Source organism: Duncaniella sp., assembly GCF_029056165.1.
Classification (GTDB): Bacteria; Bacteroidota; Bacteroidia; order Bacteroidales; family Muribaculaceae; genus Duncaniella.
This window is the reverse complement of the sequence record NZ_JAIDBW010000012.1, coordinates 326,967-349,238: the sequence shown is the minus strand read 5'-3', so window position 1 is coordinate 349,238 and position 22,272 is coordinate 326,967. Positions and strand designations below refer to the sequence as shown.

Sequence of the window (22,272 nt, the reverse complement as noted above, 5' to 3'; positions counted from 1 at the left end):
ATCTACCATAAAAGCCATGTCACTCATCAAAAGTATTTCCGGCATACGCGGCACTATAGGTGGCGCACCGTCCGATGGTCTTTCGCCCTTGGATATAGTAAAGTTCACGGCTGCCTACGCAACCTTTATAGGAGCAAACACGACCCGTACAAACCGCACTATAGTCGTCGGGCGTGACGCACGCCTCAGCGGCAAGATGGTCAATGATATCGTAGTCGGTACCCTGACCGCTATGGGTTTTGATGTCATCAACATCGGCCTTGCATCCACACCGACCACAGAAATCGCAGTTGTGGCAGAAAAAGCATGCGGCGGCATCATCCTCACTGCGAGCCATAACCCCAAACAGTGGAATGCACTTAAATTGCTCAATGAGGACGGCGAGTTCCTGAATGACGCGCAGGGTAAGGAAGTGCTCCGTATAGCAGAGGAAGAGGCCTACACATTTGCTGATGTCGATGATCTCGGACATGAATATACCAATAACACCTATAATCTCCGTCACATCGAACAGGTCCTCGCTCTTGATCTGGTCGATGTCGATGCCATCCGTAAAGCCGACTTTACGGTTGCTGTCGATGCCGTGAACTCTGTCGGCGGTACTGTCATCCCTCAGCTTCTACGCGCACTCGGTGTAAAGAATATCATAGAGCTCAATTGTGAACCTACCGGCAAATTTGCACATACTCCTGAACCGATACCGCAGAATCTCACACAGATTTCCGAACTCATGGCCGATGGACGTGCAGATGTCGGTTTCGTTGTCGATCCGGACGTGGATCGTCTTGCAATCGTGATGGAAAACGGCGAGATGTTCGTCGAGGAATACACTCTTGTGTCAATCGCGGACTATGTCCTCGCCCACACTCCCGGCTCGACTGTTTCAAATTTAAGTTCATCGCGTGCGCTCCGCGATGTCACCCGTCGTCACGGATGCGAGTATTCGGCTGCCGCTGTCGGTGAAGTGAATGTCACTACGAAGATGAAGGAAACAGGAGCGGTGATCGGTGGTGAAGGTAACGGTGGAGTCATCTACCCTGCCGCACACTATGGCCGTGACGCTCTCGTAGGAGTAGCCCTTTTCCTCTCGCTTCTCGCAAAGAGCGGTAAGAAGGTGAGCGAACTCAAAAAGACATATCCTGCCTACGATATTGCAAAGAACAAGATGGAGCTGACTCCTGAAATAGACGTGGATGCAATACTCGCTGCCGTGAAGGATAAATTTGCCGGCGAGCAGATCACTGATATTGATGGTGTGAAGATAGACTTTGAGGATTCATGGGTTCATCTCCGTAAGTCCAACACCGAGCCTATCATCCGAATCTACAGTGAAGCTGCAACCATGGCTGAAGCTGATGCGCTTGCTCAGCGTATCAAAGATATAATTGCAGAAATGATCTGAATGCGACAATAAAAAATGTCGATGATCATTCATCAATGATTAAATTATAAAAAATTTCACATCACAATGAACCATTTCATTTCCCTTGCGTTATAATGGTATAAGAAAATTACTTTTTCCATTGCAAGAAATGTGATAATGATTGGTTTATTAACGAATTTAAGGCTGTCGGGATGACAGCCTTTTTCGTTTATATACCCCGCAGAACCATTTTATCCCATAAGTCAATTGAGGTGTATAAATCACTTATGGTGCTCATGCATAATCGACATATCAATTATAGGATTGATGACACGAGTTATCGGTCTGATGACCCGTTTTACTCAATTAATAAGAAAATCACTCGTCTATTCCGGTTATGAAAAAATTTTTTCTAATATCAATGAACCATTTTTAATACGGGATGTTATAATGATATAAGGAAATAAAATTTCCGCAAGAAATGTGATAATGATTGGTTTAAACGAATTGAGGCTGTCGGGATGACAGCCTTTTTCGTTTTCGGATACTTCCTGACCGTACCACTGTCACTCTCAAACCTACTATTGCCTCTCTCATCCGATCAAGTGTCCATATTCCGCGATGCTACTATCGCATCTAATTAAAAAATCGACCATCCGGGATTTTCCAGATGGCCGACCTGTTTCTCAATCATACTTCACGACGTAGCCGTCTCAGAAGCAGTGATCTACTTTTTTATCTTTGCAATAACTACGGCGATCATTATTTGATAACGACCTTTGACACCTTAGAGCCCTGACGACGGATGAAGATACCGGCAGCAGGATTATCTACGCGGATACCCTGAAGGTTGAAGTACTCAACAGATGCGTTTTCATTGTCAACACCGATTGACTCGATTGCAGACTCCCCACTGTAAGGAACCAGCCACTTAGGAGCACCGGTCTGGTACTTTGCCTGCTCTGTAGAAGCACCGATTGTGAAATTACCCTCGGCTGCATTTACAAAATCAGGATTGGTCGTCAATTCAAGACCATTGCCATAATTACCCTGTTCAGCAGCAGCATCATTATACCAGAACGTATTTTCAGCAACAGAGCTTCCTGCATTGAAATCCTTGAATGCCTTGCTTTGGAACATTCTACGGAGTACCTGTTCAGAACAATCAAACCAGATGTTCTTATTAACGGTTACTATCATGGCTTTAGCTTTCGAGGCAACACCATTATAGTTACCCCACTGGCCATCGTTTTTAATAGCTTTATAGAACGTATTGTTGGTATAAAGCATTGACCATGTATCAACATTTTCGTCATATCCAAAGCGGTCTATACGAGCATTGTTATTATAGCGGACAAAGTATTTAGCACCTTCTCCGTTACCATAAATTGTAGAGTTTTTTATAGCAAAGTCTTTAGCACCACCTGCCTTGAATGCAATAAGAGCCTCGTTTTCAACAGCGGCTGTAGCCAGAGCGAAATCAACGCCGTCAAGGACAAAGTCAACAACACAGTACTTGGTATTGTTGTCGTAGAAAATTGACGACTTCGCTCCGTTGACAGTCACATTTTTAACAGCAACTGAATCGACACGGTAGAAATCGCTGACAACCTCGACTGTAGGAGTCGCCGACATGAGGATAACAGGTGTCTCAAGAGCTGAAGCGTCAATAGTCGCACCGTTACCGTTGATGACAAGACCGGCACCGGTTTCGATTGATGCGCCGAGGGTGTAAGCGGCATTTTCGGCAAGGTTGATCGTGATTTTGCCCACTTCCTTACCGGCTTTAGCTTCATTCAACGCAGCAGCGATGTCAGAACCTGCTGCGGGAGATACAACGATAGGATCGGCGGCCGACATGCCGTTCACTGAAAACAGAATAGCTCCAAGCAAGAGTAAATTTTGCTTCATAATGGATTAGATTTGTTTAAATTATTAATGTGACTTGTAAGTAATGATCATATTGTATGACAACGACTGACGGACGTGGCATCACGTCGCTTGTAATCAGCAGCAAAGATATGCAATTTTATGTAATTATCATCAATCATAATCCATGAATTTTACACCTTAATGTATATAATTCCGGAAATAATTGCCCTACCTGATAAAAAAGCTCAAAAATTTAGCCCCACGAACCAAGCCATGTCAAAAAAAATGATTAACTTTGCACGCAATAAATTTTATATCATTATATGTCATTTATTGCTGATCGAGTAAAAATGGATGGACTCACATTTGATGATGTCCTCCTTATTCCGGCCTATTCGGAAGTCCTTCCACGTGAAGTAAACCTTAGCACCCGATTTTCCCGCAACATTACGCTCAACGTACCTCTGGTGTCTGCCGCAATGGACACTGTAACAGAGGCTGCTCTTGCAATCGCTATTGCACGCGAAGGCGGTATCGGTGTGATCCACAAGAATATGCCCATCGCTGAGCAGGCGCGTCAGGTGCATGCTGTGAAACGTGCTGAAAACGGCATGATCTATGATCCCGTGACCATCAAACGTGGCAGCACTGTAGCCGATGCACTCAATATGATGAAGGAATATCATATCGGTGGCATACCCGTGGTGGATGAGGACCGCAAACTTGTCGGTATCGTCACCAACCGCGATCTCCGCTTTGAACAGGATCCCCAGCGTCTCATCGACGAAGTAATGACCAAAGAGGGTCTCGTTGTCACCAATCAGTCAACCAATCTCGATGAAGCGGCCCGCATACTCCAGCAGCACAAAATAGAGAAGCTTCCGGTAGTTGACAATGACAACCGTCTTGTAGGTCTCGTCACCTATAAGGATATCACCAAGGCCAAGGATAAGCCCTTTGCCTGCAAGGATAAGCTCGGACGCCTGCGCGTTGCCGCCGGAGTCGGTGTGACCGGCGACTCAATGGATCGCGTGGATGCTCTTGTCGAGGCCGGCGTCGATGCAATCGTCATCGATACCGCACACGGACATTCGAAAGGTGTCATCGGTGTGCTCAAAGCCATCAAAAAGAAATATCCCCACATTGATGTCGTCGTAGGTAATATCGCCACCGGTGAGGCAGCAAAGTATCTTGTCAAGAACGGTGCTGACGGTGTAAAAGTCGGTATCGGTCCGGGCTCAATCTGCACGACCCGTATCATTGCAGGTGTAGGTGTTCCCCAGCTGAGTGCCGTTTATGACGTAGCGAAAGCTCTCAAGGGAACAGGTGTGCCCCTGATCGCCGACGGTGGCATCCGCTATTCAGGCGACATCGTAAAGGCTCTTGCAGCCGGTGCTTACTCCGTAATGCTCGGCGGTATGCTCGCAGGCGTAGAGGAATCACCCGGCGACACCATTATTTATAACGGACGTAAATACAAATCATATCGTGGCATGGGTTCGCTCGAAGCTATGGAGAAGGGTTCGAAGGACCGCTACTTCCAAGCAAACGAAACCGATGCGAAGAAGCTCGTCCCCGAAGGCATTGCAGCCCGCGTGCCCTACAAGGGTCTGCTCTACGAGGTAGTCTATCAGATGCTCGGCGGTCTCCGTGCCGGTATGGGCTACTGCGGTGCTCCTGACATTGAGCATCTCCATGAAGCTAAATTCACCCGTATCACAAACGCAGGTGTTGCTGAAAGCCACCCCCACGACGTGGCAATCACATCCGAAGCACCCAACTACAGTGCATCTTCAAGATAAGACAAACTAACTTGCTTCACTACATACCGCAAAGAGTGAGAGGCTGACGTCGGGACAGACGTCAGCCTCTCACTCTTTGCTACGGAAAACGATCGGCCAACGCAATAAAGCCTCCCCGGTCACGTTAGATAAATGTAACAAACATTGGTCAATACCGCCACGAAAACTCATGAAGAAAAAAACATTTATCCTGTCTGCCATAGCAGCATCCGCCCTTCTCTCGGCATCTGCTGCAAAGACAACCGATCCGGTCGTGATGACAATAAACGGAAAGGACATAAGGCAGAGTGAATTTGAATATCTCTATCAGAAAAATAATCTTCAGCAACTCGCTCCTCAGACATTGGACGAATATATCGACATGTTTGTGGTCTATAAGCTTAAAGTAGCCGAAGCCGAAGCGGCGGGAATACATCTGACGGATGAATTCCGCAAGGAATATGACAGCTATTGTGCTGAATTATCAAAACCCTATCTCAGTGATTCGCTCGTCGGGAAACGCCTGATCGATGAAGCATACGGGCGTATGGCAAAATCGCGCAAAGTAAGCCATATCATGCTGCCGCTCGGAGCTACATTCGATGAGAATGAGGCTAACCGTGCAAAGCTTGACAGCATCCGCAATGCTATCGTCAACGGCGGGGCTGATTTCGGAGAAATGGCCGTGCGATTCTCATCTGACCGCTCAGCCGTGCGCAATAAGGGCTCTATGGGTTATATCATCGCCAACCGTTATCCCTATCCCTTTGAATATGCAGCCTACACTACTCCGGTAGGTGAAATTTCACAAGTCGTCGAGGATGCCCCTTACGGCTTCCATATAATAAAGGTGGAGGATGAACGTCCCAATCCCGGCAAAGTGGAAGCAAGACACATTCTCAAGCTTACCCGCGGCCTCACTCCGGAGGAAGCAGAGGTGAAGAAAGCCCAGATTGATTCCATCTACAACGTACTCATCAATGGAGGCGATTTCGATGCTATCGCACGCGCTGAAAGTGAGGATCCCGGCTCAGCAGCCAACGGAGGTCGTCTTGGAGCTTTCGGTCCGGGCGAAATGGTGAAAGAATTTGAAGACACATCATTCAGTCTCAAAGAGGGTGAAATTTCCAAACCTTTCGCTACCGCCTACGGATATCATATCGTGCAGACACTCGCTCATCATGGCATCGGAACACTCGAAGAGGAGCTTGCCGGTATCCAGACAGCGATCAACCGGGATATACGAGCTACTCTTCCTGAAAAAGAACGTCTCACCGAACTGAAACAAACATTCGGAGTAACGGTGGATTCAGCTGCCCTACTCAATATAAAAGCCAAAATGGCCAATAGCGGTAACACGGCTGATGCATTCGCAGCCGTGAACGGAGGCTCTGATGTCATCGCTACTGTCGGTGACCGGAAAATTCTCGCGGGTGAGATCCACGACTTCATCCCTGAAAATGTTCGCTCCGGTGGTAATGCCGACGCTTTCACAGTGTTCAATCAGGCCATGAACAATCTGATCGATGAGACAGTTATCGGCAAGGCTCGTGAAGAGCTTGCAGTAAACAATGCAGAGTATAGAAATATCGTCAATGAATACCGTGACGGCATCCTGCTCTTTGAGATCAGCAACCGTAACGTATGGGAACGTTCGACAACCGACACGGAGGGACTGAACCAATATTTTGAGAACAACCGATCGAAATATGGGTGGAATGCTCCGCACTATAAGGGATACGTCGTTTTTGCGACTTCGGACTCAATTGCGAATATCGCCAAGGACTATCTTGCAGCCAACAGAATCGAGAAGGATTCACTCATGAATACTATGCATGAGAAATTCGGTAGAAATATCAAACTCGAGCGTGTCGTAACCGGTAAGGGTGAGAATGCTATTGTCGATAAAGTTGCGTTTGACGGTGAGCGTCCGGAAGCTCCCGGCCGTTGGGTGGCATGGTTCGGTTATGACGGTCGTGTAATCGAAACACCTGAGGAGGCTTCCGATGTCCGCGGACAGATAACCAATGATTATCAGCAGGATCTGGAAAAGAAATGGGTTGATTCCCTCCGCAAGAAATATAAAGTCAAAATCAACAAAAAGGCTATCAAGAAACTGTCTGAATAATAAAGATCATACATGAAGCATCGAGCCTCCAGAATCGAAATTCGGTTCTGGAGGCTCGATGCTTTCCTATGCTTAGAAATATTTTATTTCAGTAATATGTGGTGTAATATTGTCAAGATCCGGCAATGACTCATAGTTTCCATATATCTTCCGCAGATAATTTTCTGCATTCACAGGGACTGGCAACACGGTATCTTCAAACTCAACGAGTCGTGTTGATTTAATATCTTCCATGGAACGCGCCTTTGTAAAATTCGTGCCCAACCGATGGCGGAACTGCCCGTTGCTACCCACCATCCCTATGTAATTCAACAATGGAAATACCATACGCGATACAAATACTCGTGAGAAGGATAATACTGACCGGCGGAGAAATCTGTTTTCCAATCTCTGCGTGCGGTAGAAAAACAACTGCTGAAATTTACCGCCGAATTCATATAGCTTCAATGACGAACTGGGGCGAAGCACAAATACGTCAATAAACGCTCCGCGATATTTATAGTTCCTATCCGCATTCTCCAGTTCACATATCTCCGTATGCGTGTCACGAATCTTCGCGAAAGGCTGGACATACTCATAGTCCGTAGAGGAATCCTGCCAGACAAGATCGTCACCGGAGTAGTCCATCATCAATCGCCTAAGTCTTTTAAAATCCGGCTCGAACATCTCGATATCCACATCATCGTCCCACGGAATGAATCCGCCATGACGCAACGCGCCGATACACGTTCCAGAACTCAACCAATATGTGATGCCGTTATCCCTACACAGACGATCGATTTTTTTCAACATGTCAAGCATCAGTAACTGATGACGGCGAAGCGGAGAGCCATCCGGATTAAAACGTTCTCTCAATTCCGAATGCAATGCAGGATCTATCATAAGCTGTAAAAATATCAATCATACCTCTTGATCATGCCCTTTTATTCATGAATCGTGTGGCGATCATCTTTATTTCGCCCAACACAGCCATACGCATGAGACAAGCAAGACCGAGGTATATTATAGCATAAATTAAAATAGTCAGGAAAAAATACCCCTGAACCATATCTTTCAGAAAATAGGTAATGGTCATGCATAGGCCACTCAAGCCCAAGATGGGAAGTATGTCGCACATCTGTCTGTGGAACTTATAACCAGTGTAGCGTGAGGCCAAAAGAGCATTAACCATAAAGATATTGAAGTTACTCAATGCCATACCCCACAGAAGTCCGTAGATCCCGAAGAGCATTCCAATAAACAGACAGGCAAGAAGAAATGACCATTTGTAAATGCTCCAGTAAAACAGAATCCGGCTCTTCCCTTTAGCGGCAACAGCAAAGAAATTTGTATTCTGCAGACAGATGAACAGACCGCCGACGCACAGTATCTGGAAATATGGAGCACACGCAGCCCATACATCGCCATAAAGAAACACGATGAGAGGTCGGGCAATAAGCATGAGAACACACATCAACGGGAAAATCACAAACGAAATGAGACGAGTGTTCAGTCCAAGCATATCGGTCAGTCGCTCCTCCTCATCCTGCATTGATGCATAGACCGGAAACATGACTTGTACGAGAATGTTAGGGAGAGTGTAGGATGATATTCGGTCAAGCTTATATGCCTGAGAATACAATCCGGTGTCTGTAGCCGAAAAACGTTTACCGATAATGATAACCTGAACATTCTTACATATCTCCTGCAACAATCCTGCAGCAAGGAGATAACCGCCAAAACCGAAAAGCTCTTTGACGGAACTGTATGAAAGCGATCCTGACGGACGCCAGCGTGCCACGATCCACAGAATCGCAGCCAGCACACTGCTATAGCCCAACTGAAGGATTACCAGACTCCATACGCCCATTCCATGAAATGCCCCAAGTATCGCGCCTATACCACTTACGATGTAGGCCGACAAATTTGCGAAAGCCAGTTTGTTAAGTTCCAGATATTTCCTGAGTCTATTGGTCTGGACTATTGAAAGAGCATTCGTGATAAGTATTAGCCCTATGACCCGCAACACATTCTTTATCAAAGGTAAGTCATAAAAATCAGCCACGAAAGGAGCTATCGCAAAAATCAGTCCATAAAGTATTACCGCAATAAATATGTTGCAGTAAAACACAGTCGAATAATCCGTCTGTGTTGGCTGTTTTTTCTGAATAAGCGCAGAGGCAAATCCTCCGTCAATAAGCACTTGAGAGACAACAATGAAAATCTCAATCATACTTATGACACCGAAGTCCTTGGGCAGAAGCAAGCGTGCGAGCACAAGATTGACGCCGAACTGCAAACACATGTTTCCAATACGGTCAACACTCGCCCACAGCGTCCCCTTTACCGCCTTCTTACCAATAGATTCAGCCATTAAGAGTAGAGATTAGACGCAGAATGACAGGACTGTTGAGACTGTGAATCTCACGCGTATCGGAATTATCAGCCATTCTATCTCCGTCGAGTAAAACTTTTCCGGACAGTGACTCGTACCACCGGATAATTCTGTCGATCGAAGGTGTTTCAAGCGCATTCAGCTCTGCAATATGCTTGATAAGCATCAGGCCGAAAGGAATATCTTCGGAAAAATAGCGATTATTATAATCAGGTACGTATCCCCCATCGGTCTTAGATGTCGGAGCATAGATCCCTTTAAAAGCTGCAATCGAACGAATCTTCGCCGTAAGAGAAGCAGCATCCGTAGATTCATAATATTCAAGCAATGACGGAATGTCATCACTGCCTATACCAAGAATCCTTATCAATGATTGGAATTCACTGTCGCACGCTATCAGAATTTCAGAGCTTTCATCATTCCAGTCTTCATAAAAAAGAGGAGGAGTGACAAATGGCTTAGACTCGTCAAATCCACTGAAAAGTGTGAAGAGCCGTGCAGGATGCAATATAGGATTGCTATTGGTCAGAGTAGCCTCAAGCGGGTGGCGGAGTATATTGACAGGTGTATGGAATATGTCTGCCAGCAAATCAGTAGTTGCAGCTTTATGCTCCACATTCCAGTATGCAATATTTAGTGACTTCTTATATCCAAGAAGATTCGCTGAATGACCATACTCACTTATCCTGCTTATAAACGGTACTCTTTGGAATCCAAACAGATGTGCATCCTCCCCAAGGACATCAAGAGCCATTATGAAAAATCCGGTAGAGCTGAATACACTCCCGACTATACTGCCGGAGGAGATATAGGGACGGATTTTGATGAGTTCATCATAGATCACCGTGCCGGGCAGACAGAAGATGATTATATCCGATTCAGGAATCACATCCCCGGCATTATCGGAAACCCGAAAAAGCGGACCTTCAAAAATATATCCGTCCGGATCTGTTATCCTGATGGATTTACCCCACGATGACGGGTGACCGGTCAAAAGATTAACCTTATAACCCTTTGAAGCCGCTACCCCGGCGATGACAGTGCCGAGACTTCCACCACCGCAGACACATATTGAAGGTTTATGACTCATAATTTCAATGATTTTAAAGCATCCGTCAAAAGCAAATTATCATGACGGTCACGGATAGCTATACGGACATATTCCTTTCCGGTTCCGAAGCCCTTCTTTCCCGAACAATCCTTGATAAGTATATTGAAATCGGCCAAAAGACTGCGGGTAAGCCCGTAAGCCGAAATTCCACCCGTCACTTCACACAGGAAATAATTAGCCTGCGACGGTATTACACGCAGGAAACTGATATCGGAAAGATCTCGGAAAAACATTTCGCGCTCCTCGCGGAATCTCTCGCAGGCGTGACGATAATCGGATTCGTACTTTCCATAGATCTGCATGTAGTATTCACCGAATGAATTGATGTTCCAGATAGCAACATCCTTTTTCATCCAGTTAATCAGCTCACAGTCAGCAGATGCAAGTACACCTAAACGCAATCCCGGCACTCCGTAGGATTTCGAGATACTTTTCATCACACAAAGGTGAGGATAACGCGCAAGCACATCATTGTCAAGCAGCGTATTCGCTTCCCCTCCTTCCGAGAAATCGACAAACGATTCATCAACTATCAATCGGATTCCCTTCCCGGCACTCCATTCGGCCATGTGTATCAGATCAGCATATCCGATGAAATTACCGGAAGGATTGTCAGGATTTACGATAAGCAGCGCATCGATATTCTTATCCGAGAAGAAGTCCATAAGATCGTCGGCCGTGTAACTGAAATCGTCATTCGACGGGATAAAGATCTCTCGCGCAGACTCAGACAGACGGTTGGGATATTCTTCAAATGTCGGGTAAGTCACACCAAGACGGCCTGAGATCCTTGACATAAGACTCTTTATAAGCTCCGCCGCACCGTTGCCCACACATACATATTCCTGCTTTATCCCGAAATATTTTCCTGCGAGCATTGAATTCACACCCATTCCTGAAGGATACTCCCTTAGAAGTGTATCAAAATTGGCCTTCATCTCATAGACCATCTTCGGGGACGGGAAATAAGGATTGACGAGATAACAGAAATCCAGCATGCCGGGATATCGCCAGTAGCCACCGAAGCTGTGCTGCATCTTGCTCAGACGCGAAGCATCATCAGCAAAAATAGTCTCGGCGATACGCAAATCCTGCACATCATCGATCTCATACCATTTACGGTCGGCAATATCCACCGCCTTGATGCCACAATGGTCAATCAATGTCATGACACGCAACACCTGCTCGTAGTACTCATTATTTCCCATTGCCTTGATGTAGGCTTCAAGAAATGGCAGATAACGATTGGAAGCAAACTCACGGCTGAATTTATAGATGTTTACCGTCTTATAATAACTATCCGTGTCAGCATATTCAAACGCTGATTTAGGAATAAAAGTCACAATGTTGTCCTCATTATCCTTGCAGATCATCGTGCCATCCATCCAAGGTTGATATTTGGCTACCAACGCGACGTTAGGATACTCTGAATCCAAGGCACAATCCAATACACTATCCTCAAAGATCAGATCGGATTCAAGCAATATTGTATCATCCGCAAGCAGATAATCACGTGCGAGCCAGAGAGAATAGATATTGTTGGTCTTATCATATACGGGATTCTCTATGAACTCTATGGCAAGATCCGGATAAGCCAACGAAACGTAGTCCATAAGACTGCGTCGTCCATAACCGACCACTATCACAATCCTGTTTAAGTCAACAGCTGCAAGCTTACGGATCACTCTGTCTATAAGCTTCACGCCATTGACCTCAATCATACACTTGGTATTATCTTTGGTCAGTTCTCCGAGACGCCGTCCCATTCCGGCTGCCAATATAATTGCTTGCATAGTAAATACTGTTTTGTATCAGTTATTGCTCTTCATTTATTGTTCCATAAAGAAGCCCCTACTGCAAAATTAACAAAAACATTTAAAACGTGCAATAAAATGCTTTAATAACACCGTCTTCATATATTGTAGTCCTCCTTGCAATCATATCAATTGAAATTCATCTTTTAAACAGATCCCTTAATCTCGTTATAAAGTAACTCTGCCAGAAACATCCATGAAGATGTAATTCGAATGCAACTCTTTGCATAAAAGCCAAGTTTCCAACTGGGTATGTTTCCTTTATCAACTTAACCACAGGAGCATTAAGAATATCCAAGAAGTATTTCTTTTTTTCAGAAACAGGAAGATTGGAATAAAAGAGATGCTTATTATAACTTCGAAGTTCCCCTATGATATACGTCATAGCCATAACTCCGCTATCCTTATAACCATAGTTTCTGAGTATATTGGCATAAGTCTCAGAGAATTTCGATGCTTTTTCGATTCTCTTGTGATCAACTTTCGTAGAAAGAGAATGTGGTGTATGCCTATAGTTATAAAACCTGTTGTCTGTATAAACAATTTTATCACTGCAAATAGCTGTCTCAAGACAGAATATCAAATCTTCTCCTGTCATTGAACGTTCGGATCGAAACCTAATATTATTATTTTTTATGATACTCCGACGATATAATGCTGTTGAACCACTTGCCGTGGTAGGGGCGACAACATCAGCACCATCAAAGAGTGGAGAGATAGCATTGACTATCGGTTGAATCTTATTATATCCAACTGCAACAACATAATCTCCTGAAGTCCTGATAGTAGTTGGATGATAATCTGATGAAGCAAAGCGACTGAACAAATATCGGACCTGATCAGCTTTTTCTTTTTCTGCTACTCTATAGCAAAATTCTAAAGCATTAAGAGCCAAACAATCATCGGAATCAAGGAAACATACAAATGTACCACTTGCAATATCCAATCCGACATTACGGGCAATACCCGCACCTTCGTTTAGTTTATGGATTACTTTTATCCTTGTATCCGTCTTTGCATATCTATCACATATTTCTGGAGATAGATCGGGAGAGCCATCATCCACCAATATTACTTCTATATCTTTTATGGTCTGATTTAATAAACTCTCAATACAAAGATCAATATAGGATTGAGTACCATAGACAGGTACTATGACAGAAATTACTGGTTTAGTCATCATTACTGGTTGTGACCCTCAAGGACTGGTTTGCTTTCAACATCATCTTCACAATTCACATATCCAATTATTAGAATATAGAAAATTATTGCGCAGAATGGGAAAAAACGTAATGAATCATTGTATGTCATAATCAAGGAAAAAATAAGCAATATGAATAGCTTTATATTTAGTCCCATAAATACCTTACTTTTATGTAAAAACAGCGTGGCAACCGTATATAAAAACCATGCTAAACCGAGTACACCTAACTGGATCATGACAAAAAACAGATATGGAATAGAGCCGGAAAGAACCCAGTTCCATTTTTCAGCATAGGGAGTCAATTCCATAAGTGATCCACCCTTAAACTGACCAAGTCCGGCACCCCAAAGTTCTCCACCTTCAGCATCATCCAATGCTTCCGGTATAAAAAATATTTTAGTAAAGCGGGGAATGTCGAGAACTCCTATGTCTTCTATATCATAAGTACCATCTTGAACATATTGCGCTAAATCCAAAAGTTCCTCAGGATCTTCACCAATAAGATAATCATCCATAGCGGCCTGCGTGAACACGGACTCAACACTCTGTCCAGTAATAAATAAATATGCTATGCCAATACCTACCATGGCACCAATCATTATTGGCAATGAGATTAAGATTTTCAATGCTGTTTTCCATTCAAACGGCAATAAAAGTAAAAAGTATGCCAGTAGAAATACAAAACTTATCTTTGTCTCATTTAGGAATGTTGGATACAGTAAGAAAATATATAATTTATTACGAACCATCTCACCCCAATAATTGCCATATTTCCATTTTTTTGATATAAGATAAAAGGAAATAATATATATCAGGGTTGAAGCTATTCCTGAAAAACCGAATCCCATACAGCCGCCTCCGTGATCGTTCGCTCCATATCTCACAAACTGCCAAGTCATACAAAACGCTTGGATAATGAGGAATATCAGAAGTTGCTTATCGAACGATTCGATAAACCGCTCACGGTATTTTGAAGTCAGAAATAACCGGCAGATCGGAACAGCAAAAAGCAGCCCGAAAAAATCACGGGCTCCATTCAAGCCAAACAATAATCCAATATGGTTCAGCACACAAGATGTGATTCCTATAAACAAGAAGGTGACTACGACGAAAATATCTCGTTTATTACGCAATGAGTATATACCGAGAACAAGAAATATCGTGTCGCATAGAAAAAATACTAGACTTCTGAGTGAAGCAAGTGGCGGCAGGAGCTCTTCTGAAATAAATCCAAATGTCAGAAGAGCCCACATCGCGCCGAAAAACAAGCCCGATAAAAACTTATATCTATCAATCATAGTCAAATCGGATATCGCAGTCGAAACTCATTTACTTACGGGAAGGCTTGGCCGAGTAGCCGTAGCCATAACCCTTCTTGGATGCGGTACCGTTGACCACAACAGAGAGCTTCTTCAGGCGATTGTTCTCATATATATTCTCCACATAACGGAGATCGCTCACCGTACTGTAGTTGACACGTGTGACATATACGGTAGCATCAGCAACCCTGTCAAGACTGAACGTATCGCTGACCATACCAACAGGCGCACTGTCAATGATGATATAATCATACATTGTGCGCAGTTTGGCAAAGAGTTCATCAACCTTCTTGGAGGCCAGAAGTTCCGCAGGATTAGGCGGAATCGGACCGGCGACGATAACGTCACAATCCGCCACGCCCGGCATTGGTACTATGATCGATTCAAGCGTCACATTTGACACTGAAAGATAATTGGTAAGACCGAGAGGAGGATTTATACCGAGATAATTGGCCAGCTGCGGGTTACGGATATCCATACCCACGAGAAGTACACGTTTGCCTTCAAGGAGTGACAATGTCGCAGCAAGGTTCAATGAAATGAATGATTTGCCTTCACCTGAACGGGTGGATGTCATCAGTACCACCTTATCATTCTCCCCTCCAAGCATAAACTGGAGGTTGGTTCGTATAAGTCGGAAAAGCTCCGTTGCAGATGAAGTATCAGTAGCCGAAACGACGAGGCTACGACCGGAACGGTCAATACACATCTCGCCGAGAATCGGTGCGGACACATGTTTCTGTACATCCTCCTTAGTATCAAATTTGCTACGGACAAGACTCCTTACATACATCACCACGGGCGGCAGAAGCAATCCCAAAATAAATGCTATCACAAGAATGATCTTCTTTGACACTCCGAGTGGTTCACTGAGAGAGAAAGCCTCGTCTATAATCTGACCCTTGGGAATGGAATTGGCCAGCACCATGGCATTTTCCTCCTGTTTCTGAAGCAGGAACAGATATATCTCCTGTTTAATTTCCTGCTGACGTTTCATATTTATGTATTCGCGTTCCTGTGAAGGGATATTACCGAGCTTTCCAGCAATCGTGTTCTGTTCCGATTTAATCTGCCGGAGATTAAGTTCCGCATTCTCAAGTGCCTTATGACTCGAAGCAAGGATGTTGTTACGCAGAAGATCCATCTGCTTTGTCAACTGGCGGAGAGCATAGCTGTTGCTATGTGCATTCTGTGAAAGTTCAAGATGTTTGAACACAAGAGTATTATATGAGTTGATTCCGCTTTGAACTCCACCGTTTGCAACGGTCGTAGGTATCAATGCATTGTAATTTATTGAATCTACAAGAAATTCGCGCGTAAGTTTCAGAAGCTCAATCTCTTTCTCGATATTGAAGATCGCAGATTCCATCTGGCCCTTCTTAGAGCTCTGATAACTGGCTTCTGCAGCGACATCGACAATTCTGTTCTGTTCCTTGTACTTCTGAATGGCCAACTCCGACTCATTAAGCTCACCTGAAAGCAAGTCTATGCGATCCTCAAGGAAGGCCGCAGTCTTTTCTCCCTGAAGATTCTTTTCATTTATACCGCGCTCATTATACTTCTCAATGATCTTATTGAGGATGGCAACTCCATATTCGGCATTCGGAGTATTGAGGCCGAGACTGATTACGTTGCTCTTCTTACTACCTCGATAAGCCATCACATCCTTATCCATCTCCTCAGCCGCAACATCGTAACCGCTGAAAGCGATTTTTGTCTTCAGTTTCTCTCCCTTGACATAAGCAGGGGTAGTCACTACGGTAAAATCGCCATATATAGTATGGAGTTCAGTCGGAAGAGCCACATCCTTTACCTTGGCAATAACATCGCGATTCACCTTAGCTTTGATATCCGCGCGACCCTTATCATTGATTTTTACATCAAAGATTATGGTTGACATCAATGTATCCGAAATGGCCGGAGCCACTACATCGACCGGAAATTCCGGGAATGCGAGATGACTCTTTAGGAAACCATCGCTCACATAATGAAGTCTGTTTATTCCTAACTCCTTGGCAACGTTTTTAAACAATGAGTGAGAACCGATCACAAACACCTCGTCCTCGACAAATCCTTTAGAACCAAAGAGGCTTCCCATGCCACCGAGATCTGCCATCGGATTTGAGTCCTCCTGCTGGATAAGCACATTTGCCCTTACCGCCATTGGACGCTGATACTTTCTGGTATAGAGATATCCGAGTCCTACACAGAAAATGACCGAAATGACAAACCAATACCATTTCGAGAGATATGTTTTGATCAGTGCATTGAAATCAATGAAATCCGATGCATTCTTTTTTGCCATAATTCGAGATATGAGTCTAAAGGGATTATTTATTTTACAGTCAGTGCAATGACAAGCGATGCGATTACGGATGACGCACTCACTATCGTAGAAATCACTGAAAGTTTGAAAGCATTATCCTGATTGTATTTCGAGTTGGCCTGACGCACTTTGTTAGGCTCAACATAGATATAATCATTCTGCTCCAGATAATAGTACGGTGATGACAGTACTTCTGACGAATTCATGTCAAGATGCACATATTCCTTCTTACCGTTCTTTTCACGGATAAGCAACACATTCGAACGCTCGCCGTAAGGAGTCATGTCACCAGCAGCAGAAATGGCATCAAGGATTGAAAAACGGTTTCTTGTAACTTTGACAGATCCGGGATTATTGACCTCACCGGCAACATTGACATGGAAATTGACAAGCTCGACCGACACCATAGGATCAGTCACCGCCTTGCTTATATCTTCGGTTAGTTTCGCCTGCAGCTGCTCTACCGTCATACCGGCGACGTGTATTCTGCCGAGTTCAGGGAAATCGATATCTCCCGATGTCGTCACTATATATGTCTTCGGCGTGGGAGTGATGTTAGCTCCGAATTGTTCGCGCGTAGCGGGGTTGACAGACGGCACATTATATATAGCTGTCGCTTCAGGATTGACTGAAGTGACAGAGATGAAAAGTTCGTCATCAGGTTTGATCTCCGGGAGATAGTTCTCAGCCGGGAAAGTTCCCTCTTTTATAGTTGAAATATCAGTAAAGTAAGGTAATACGGTCTTACTGCTACTGCATGATGCTAACATTGCAGCAACAAATGTGCCAAGCAATAATGATCTGGTTTTCATAAAACAGTTTTTTCTCAAAAATAAGAATGCCGTTAATGCATTACAATTATTTAACGTTAAGATCTCATCAAATATTATAGGGCATGATAAATTCACACGTTCAGAGCCCGCTCGATCTGAGGCAGTAGCGGAGAAATGGAATCATTGGATATGATGCGGACATTGGAATGCCTTTCCTGAACCTCGAAGCTTTCCTGCGAACTGATGCGTGCCAGTACATGCTCACGCGAAAATCCATTGCGGGTCATCACACGCTCCACGCGTAAATCCAATGGAGCATCTATCTCCCACACTTCATCAACCATTCGATCGATACCGCTTTGATACAGAATAGCAGTCTCGACAAAGGCACATACATCACCTTGTTCCCCGTACCAAGAAGCAAGATCCTTACGCACGGCCCCGTGGACAATCGCATTAAGCCTTTGAAGAGCTTCATAATCCGAAAACACGATCTCGCTCAAACGCTTGCGATCAATCATACCATCCGCACGCACACAATCCGGATGGATATCCGCTGCTATGCTCCGCTTGATTTCAGGATCAGTATTCATAATTTCAGTCGCTCGGCTGTCGCAATCATAGACAGGATAACCCATAGTCATGACGATACGGCTGACAATGGTCTTACCGCAACCGATTCCGCCTGATATTGCAGTCAACATGTGAATTATACGATAATAGATTTAAGATTAATGATAACCGGCATAACTCAAACCATCAGACACCACTATAGCTATCATATAAGCAAATCATTTCCCATTTTCAATGATATACTCTACGCTATCAGGCGTGAAACTGACGTTGTGATAGACTCCGGGCATCGATGAGAGCGTAACTCCCAATTTCTTCTTTGACGGTTTTGCGCCATGAAAATCCACATAAGCCTTTACCGGATAATCGTCGTTGTAGGAACTCATGGGCACGAGATAACTTATCTCAACTTTTGAAGGGAACGTGATCATATTTACACCTTCGGGGAGATTTTCAACTTCTATCCCGATGGACCGTTTACGCATGATCAGCGGTTCGACCGGAACGGTCACTGTAACCACATCCGGGATAATGCGCACTCCTGCTATCGGTTTCACCTTCACCTCATAACGTGTGGTATCCTTCAGACCGGACTTGACAAGAGGTTCGGTTGATACGAATTTAAGCGAATGGGGAAGATCAGTGACGGAGTACAAGGTTACGGAATCTGTACTTGCCATGATGGGGCCTGAAATTATATACTGTAGATTCGGCCTGACATCGGCGTGGATCATAAGCTTAACCTTCACACCGGGTTGTGATGTATAAGGCACATGCAGGGAATCCGGACGACAGGACACAATCTGCACACCGTTTCCGAAATATTCCCTCATTCTGGAGTCAAGCTTTTGATGATTCACCACAATAGCCCCGTCCTCGGCATTTTCCTGCCACTTGAGACGTACCGGCGACAGTTTACCCCACAGGAAGCGTAGCAACTGTGAATCCTTACCCTTGACGCTCACTCCGATTGACGGTGGGATCTGCCCGATCACAGTCACACTGTCGGGCACATCCTGAAGTTCAACAGGCACATCGAAATCTCGCTGAACTTCTGTATCCAGCGAAAGAAACACCCAAAAGACAAACGCCACCGCAACAAAAAGCAGGTAGAGCATGACGTTTTGACCGCGGCTCGATTTTAGAGCCGCAGTCACTTTCGCCTGTATCTTCCGGGTATTATCGTTCATGCCGTGTAAACCTGTATGACAATCGGATTACTGCTTGTTTTCCTTTTCAGCAGCGTCGCGCATAGCCTGCTGGGCAGAAGGATAGACAGAACCCTTGTCAATAGTTATGCGGACATCCTTTGCAATCTCCACTACAAATGTAGTATCGTCAATACTTTTTATTTTACCATAGATACCACCGGCAGTAACGACGGGATCATTAACGCGGAGTCCTTCACGGAATTTCTTGATTTCATTCTGGCGTTTCTGCTGGGGACGGATCATCATGAAATAAAACACGGCGATAAGTGCCACTATCATGAGGATGTTTGCCCATCCTGCACCATTACCTTGTAAAAGAATTGAGGTAAGCATAGGTTGTTTAGTTAATGATATGAGTATTATTTTTTATTTTAACAATTAAGATCTCATTCGATGAATAGACATCGATGAGTATTAATGACAGGCTGAAAGCCCTATGCCTTCATGAGTTTTCCTTCCTCCTTGAGATGATTGATCACCGAGTAAAGGATACCGTTGATAAACGCACCGCTTCGGGGAGTGCTGTAGGCATTGGCAATCTCGATGTACTCATTGAGACTCACAGCAAGAGGAATCGCAGGGAAATTAAGTATTTCCGCAAGCGCAGTCACCATGATTACGATGTCCATGAATGCCAGACGTTCGGCATCCCAACGGTTCTTGTTGACGAATGAATCAATCAACTCACGATATGCGGGATAATTCTTGATTGCGAGTTCAAAAAGATCGGCACCGAAACGGCTGTCTTCCTCATCCTTATATTGCGGAAGCAGACGGACGTCAGCTCCCCCATCCTTGCTCTGACCGAAACGGCGGATAGTTTTTAGGACAAATGTACCCATCACATGGAGATCATCATTCCAATAGACCGATTTCGATTCAAGCGCATCGGCAAGTTCATCACCGGGAAGTATGATGGTCTTATAGACCTGACGCCAGAAATCCGCATCCTGTTCCAGTGTGGTCTCTCCGGGCAGACTCATGTAGTCACGGTAGAGATCACTCTCGATAATCTTATCGAGCATATCACGGATCATCAGGACATCCGCATCCCAGTTGAGTTTTCTTTCATCAAGATACTCAATGAAATCAGGATTCTCACTCAATGCCTTCACGAACTTGTTTTCTACAAAGCGCATGTTTGGATTCAGATCCTCGTCCGTAGGGAGATACTTGTGTTTAGCTGCATCCAGACGCTGATCCTGCATACGTGTCAATTCTACTGAAAGCAGCAGGAGACTGTGATAAAGCTCATGAGCTTTATTTAACGAATAATCAAGTGCGTTACGTGCATGGTTGAACAGACCGCGATTATCATTATACTCATTCAGAGTATGCATCAGTGAATTTATACCACGGGTGAAACCTGCGACAGTGAAACCGGGATCTTTTCTGGCCACAGCCATAAATTCAGGATTATTGGCCACCAGATTTGTGATTATCGAACTCCACAGAGCCACATCGTCCTTCAACTCCGGTTTCTTGATACGAGAATAGCTTTTGTAAGCCGGAAGTGAAGAGATTGCCTCATATATTGAAGGGATCACAGGAGCAAAGCGTGCCACTCCCGAACGGTCACGAAGAATTATAGCCCTTATTTCATCAAGGCCGTTAAGCGAACGTGCGAGAGCATTATGATCTATATGCTTGTTAAGCGTGACGCCGTGCAGCAATGACTGCCGACGGCCGGAAGAAACATCAAAGCCTGACATTTCCATCACCATCATCAGCAAATCAAGATAGAGTTCATAGCCATATTTCTTATCGCGTGAGGGATTTTCAACCGGGGGCTCAATCTTGAATTCTGTCTGCGTAAGCAGGTAAGAATAAAGAAGCTGCACCACTTTGATTCGGATTAAAACTCGATTTATCATGATTCTAAAAGATCTATTTTATATCTTGCCAATGATTTTAACGCTGCAAATTTACTACTTTTATTTTAATTTATGCTATCGTTGAGCTGAAAACATTTTTATTATCCCTATTGTTATATTCAAAAAAATATTTGTATCTTTGCAGTGATTAAAAAGCCTCCCTGAATACTGTAATTGATCCGGAAATACACCGACTCGGTGATCCGAAGATCGGAATCCAATGACGGATAAACAGTTCACATAAAAGCGGCCATCTAAAAATTATAATGAGACAATTTCAGGTCGTCAAATCAGGCTTTAAATCTCTTCATTAAAATAGATTTTATACTTTTGGGCGTTTTACCCCAAAAAACATTCCTCGTGTGAACCGCATGAATGGACTACGCGAATGCAGGATCTATTTTCAGCAATGCATCCATCCATCGACCACACGCAAAATCCACCATTCTCACGCTCTCCAATCCACTCTCCACTATAATAATATAGGATCTCATCATTTCTATTTTTCGTTTATAACATCTTTAGTAGAAACCCTATAGCAACTACTCT

The 22,272-nt window shown here is 44.3% G+C and carries 16 protein-coding genes; 3 read left to right on the top strand and 13 right to left on the bottom strand.

Going from position 1 to position 22,272, the window contains the following annotated elements; translation table 11 throughout:
• The first annotated feature begins 16 nt into the window (after positions 1–16).
• Positions 17–1,402, top strand: a complete 1,386-nt coding sequence (gene glmM / locus K2G41_RS03365) for a phosphoglucosamine mutase (protein ID WP_300114405.1) — start codon at positions 17–19, stop codon at positions 1,400–1,402.
• A gap of 723 nt (positions 1,403–2,125) precedes the next feature.
• On the opposite strand, the gene K2G41_RS03360 is transcribed toward glmM, so the two are convergent.
• Complete coding sequence (locus tag K2G41_RS03360) at positions 2,126–3,274, bottom strand: DUF4957 domain-containing protein (protein ID WP_300114402.1); 1,149 nt, start codon at positions 3,272–3,274, stop codon at positions 2,126–2,128.
• Positions 3,275–3,558: 284 nt separating this feature from the next.
• Here K2G41_RS03360 and guaB point away from each other — a divergent pair, with 284 nt between their 5' ends.
• A complete protein-coding gene (gene guaB, locus K2G41_RS03355) occupies positions 3,559–5,037 on the top strand; it encodes an IMP dehydrogenase (RefSeq protein ID WP_300114399.1) in 1,479 nt (492 codons plus the stop codon).
• A 169-nt stretch (positions 5,038–5,206) separates the two neighbouring features.
• On the top strand, positions 5,207–7,144 hold the full coding sequence (locus K2G41_RS03350) for a peptidylprolyl isomerase (RefSeq protein WP_300114396.1): 1,938 nt from the start codon (positions 5,207–5,209) through the stop codon (positions 7,142–7,144).
• Between the two features lie 72 nt (positions 7,145–7,216).
• Here K2G41_RS03350 and K2G41_RS03345 read toward each other — a convergent pair whose 3' ends face one another.
• From K2G41_RS03345 to K2G41_RS03290, 12 genes are all read right to left on the bottom strand, one after another.
• Positions 7,217–8,026, bottom strand: coding sequence for a LicD family protein (locus K2G41_RS03345; protein ID WP_300114394.1), 810 nt, complete (start codon positions 8,024–8,026; stop codon positions 7,217–7,219).
• Positions 8,027–8,057: 31 nt separating this feature from the next.
• The gene (locus K2G41_RS03340) at positions 8,058–9,497 is read right to left on the bottom strand and encodes a lipopolysaccharide biosynthesis protein (protein WP_300114391.1); all 1,440 of its coding nucleotides are present in this window, start codon (positions 9,495–9,497) and stop codon (positions 8,058–8,060) included.
• Entirely contained in the window at positions 9,490–10,608 is a 1,119-nt protein-coding gene (locus K2G41_RS03335) for an NAD/NADP-dependent octopine/nopaline dehydrogenase family protein (RefSeq protein ID WP_300114388.1), read from the bottom strand. The genes K2G41_RS03340 and K2G41_RS03335 overlap by 8 nt, the downstream gene beginning before the upstream one ends.
• Positions 10,605–12,422, bottom strand: coding sequence for an aminotransferase class I/II-fold pyridoxal phosphate-dependent enzyme (locus tag K2G41_RS03330; protein ID WP_300114384.1), 1,818 nt, complete (start codon positions 12,420–12,422; stop codon positions 10,605–10,607). Before K2G41_RS03330 ends, K2G41_RS03335 begins: the two co-directional genes overlap by 4 nt.
• 160 nt (positions 12,423–12,582) lie before the next feature.
• The gene (locus K2G41_RS03325; RefSeq protein WP_300114382.1) at positions 12,583–13,626 is read right to left on the bottom strand and encodes a glycosyltransferase family 2 protein; all 1,044 of its coding nucleotides are present in this window, start codon (positions 13,624–13,626) and stop codon (positions 12,583–12,585) included.
• The gene (locus tag K2G41_RS03320; protein WP_300114380.1) at positions 13,626–14,945 is read right to left on the bottom strand and encodes a hypothetical protein; all 1,320 of its coding nucleotides are present in this window, start codon (positions 14,943–14,945) and stop codon (positions 13,626–13,628) included. Before K2G41_RS03320 ends, K2G41_RS03325 begins: the two co-directional genes overlap by 1 nt.
• A gap of 31 nt (positions 14,946–14,976) precedes the next feature.
• The gene (locus tag K2G41_RS03315; RefSeq protein WP_300114377.1) at positions 14,977–17,271 is read right to left on the bottom strand and encodes a tyrosine-protein kinase; all 2,295 of its coding nucleotides are present in this window, start codon (positions 17,269–17,271) and stop codon (positions 14,977–14,979) included.
• Positions 17,272–17,300: 29 nt separating this feature from the next.
• Positions 17,301–18,104 carry a polysaccharide biosynthesis/export family protein gene (locus tag K2G41_RS03310; RefSeq protein WP_300114374.1) on the bottom strand — a complete coding sequence of 268 codons (804 nt, stop codon included), beginning with the start codon at positions 18,102–18,104 and terminating at the stop codon, positions 17,301–17,303.
• A gap of 92 nt (positions 18,105–18,196) precedes the next feature.
• Positions 18,197–18,769 (bottom strand): dephospho-CoA kinase, encoded by a 573-nt coding sequence (gene coaE, locus K2G41_RS03305; protein WP_300114371.1) that lies wholly within the window; start codon positions 18,767–18,769, stop codon positions 18,197–18,199.
• An 87-nt stretch (positions 18,770–18,856) separates the two neighbouring features.
• A complete protein-coding gene (locus K2G41_RS03300; RefSeq protein WP_300114368.1) occupies positions 18,857–19,828 on the bottom strand; it encodes a hypothetical protein in 972 nt (323 codons plus the stop codon).
• A 27-nt stretch (positions 19,829–19,855) separates the two neighbouring features.
• Positions 19,856–20,182 carry a preprotein translocase subunit YajC gene (gene yajC, locus K2G41_RS03295; protein WP_300114365.1) on the bottom strand — a complete coding sequence of 109 codons (327 nt, stop codon included), beginning with the start codon at positions 20,180–20,182 and terminating at the stop codon, positions 19,856–19,858.
• A gap of 101 nt (positions 20,183–20,283) precedes the next feature.
• Positions 20,284–21,723 (bottom strand): transcription antitermination protein NusB, encoded by a 1,440-nt coding sequence (locus K2G41_RS03290; protein WP_300114362.1) that lies wholly within the window; start codon positions 21,721–21,723, stop codon positions 20,284–20,286.
• Between the last annotated feature and the right edge of the window lie 549 nt (positions 21,724–22,272).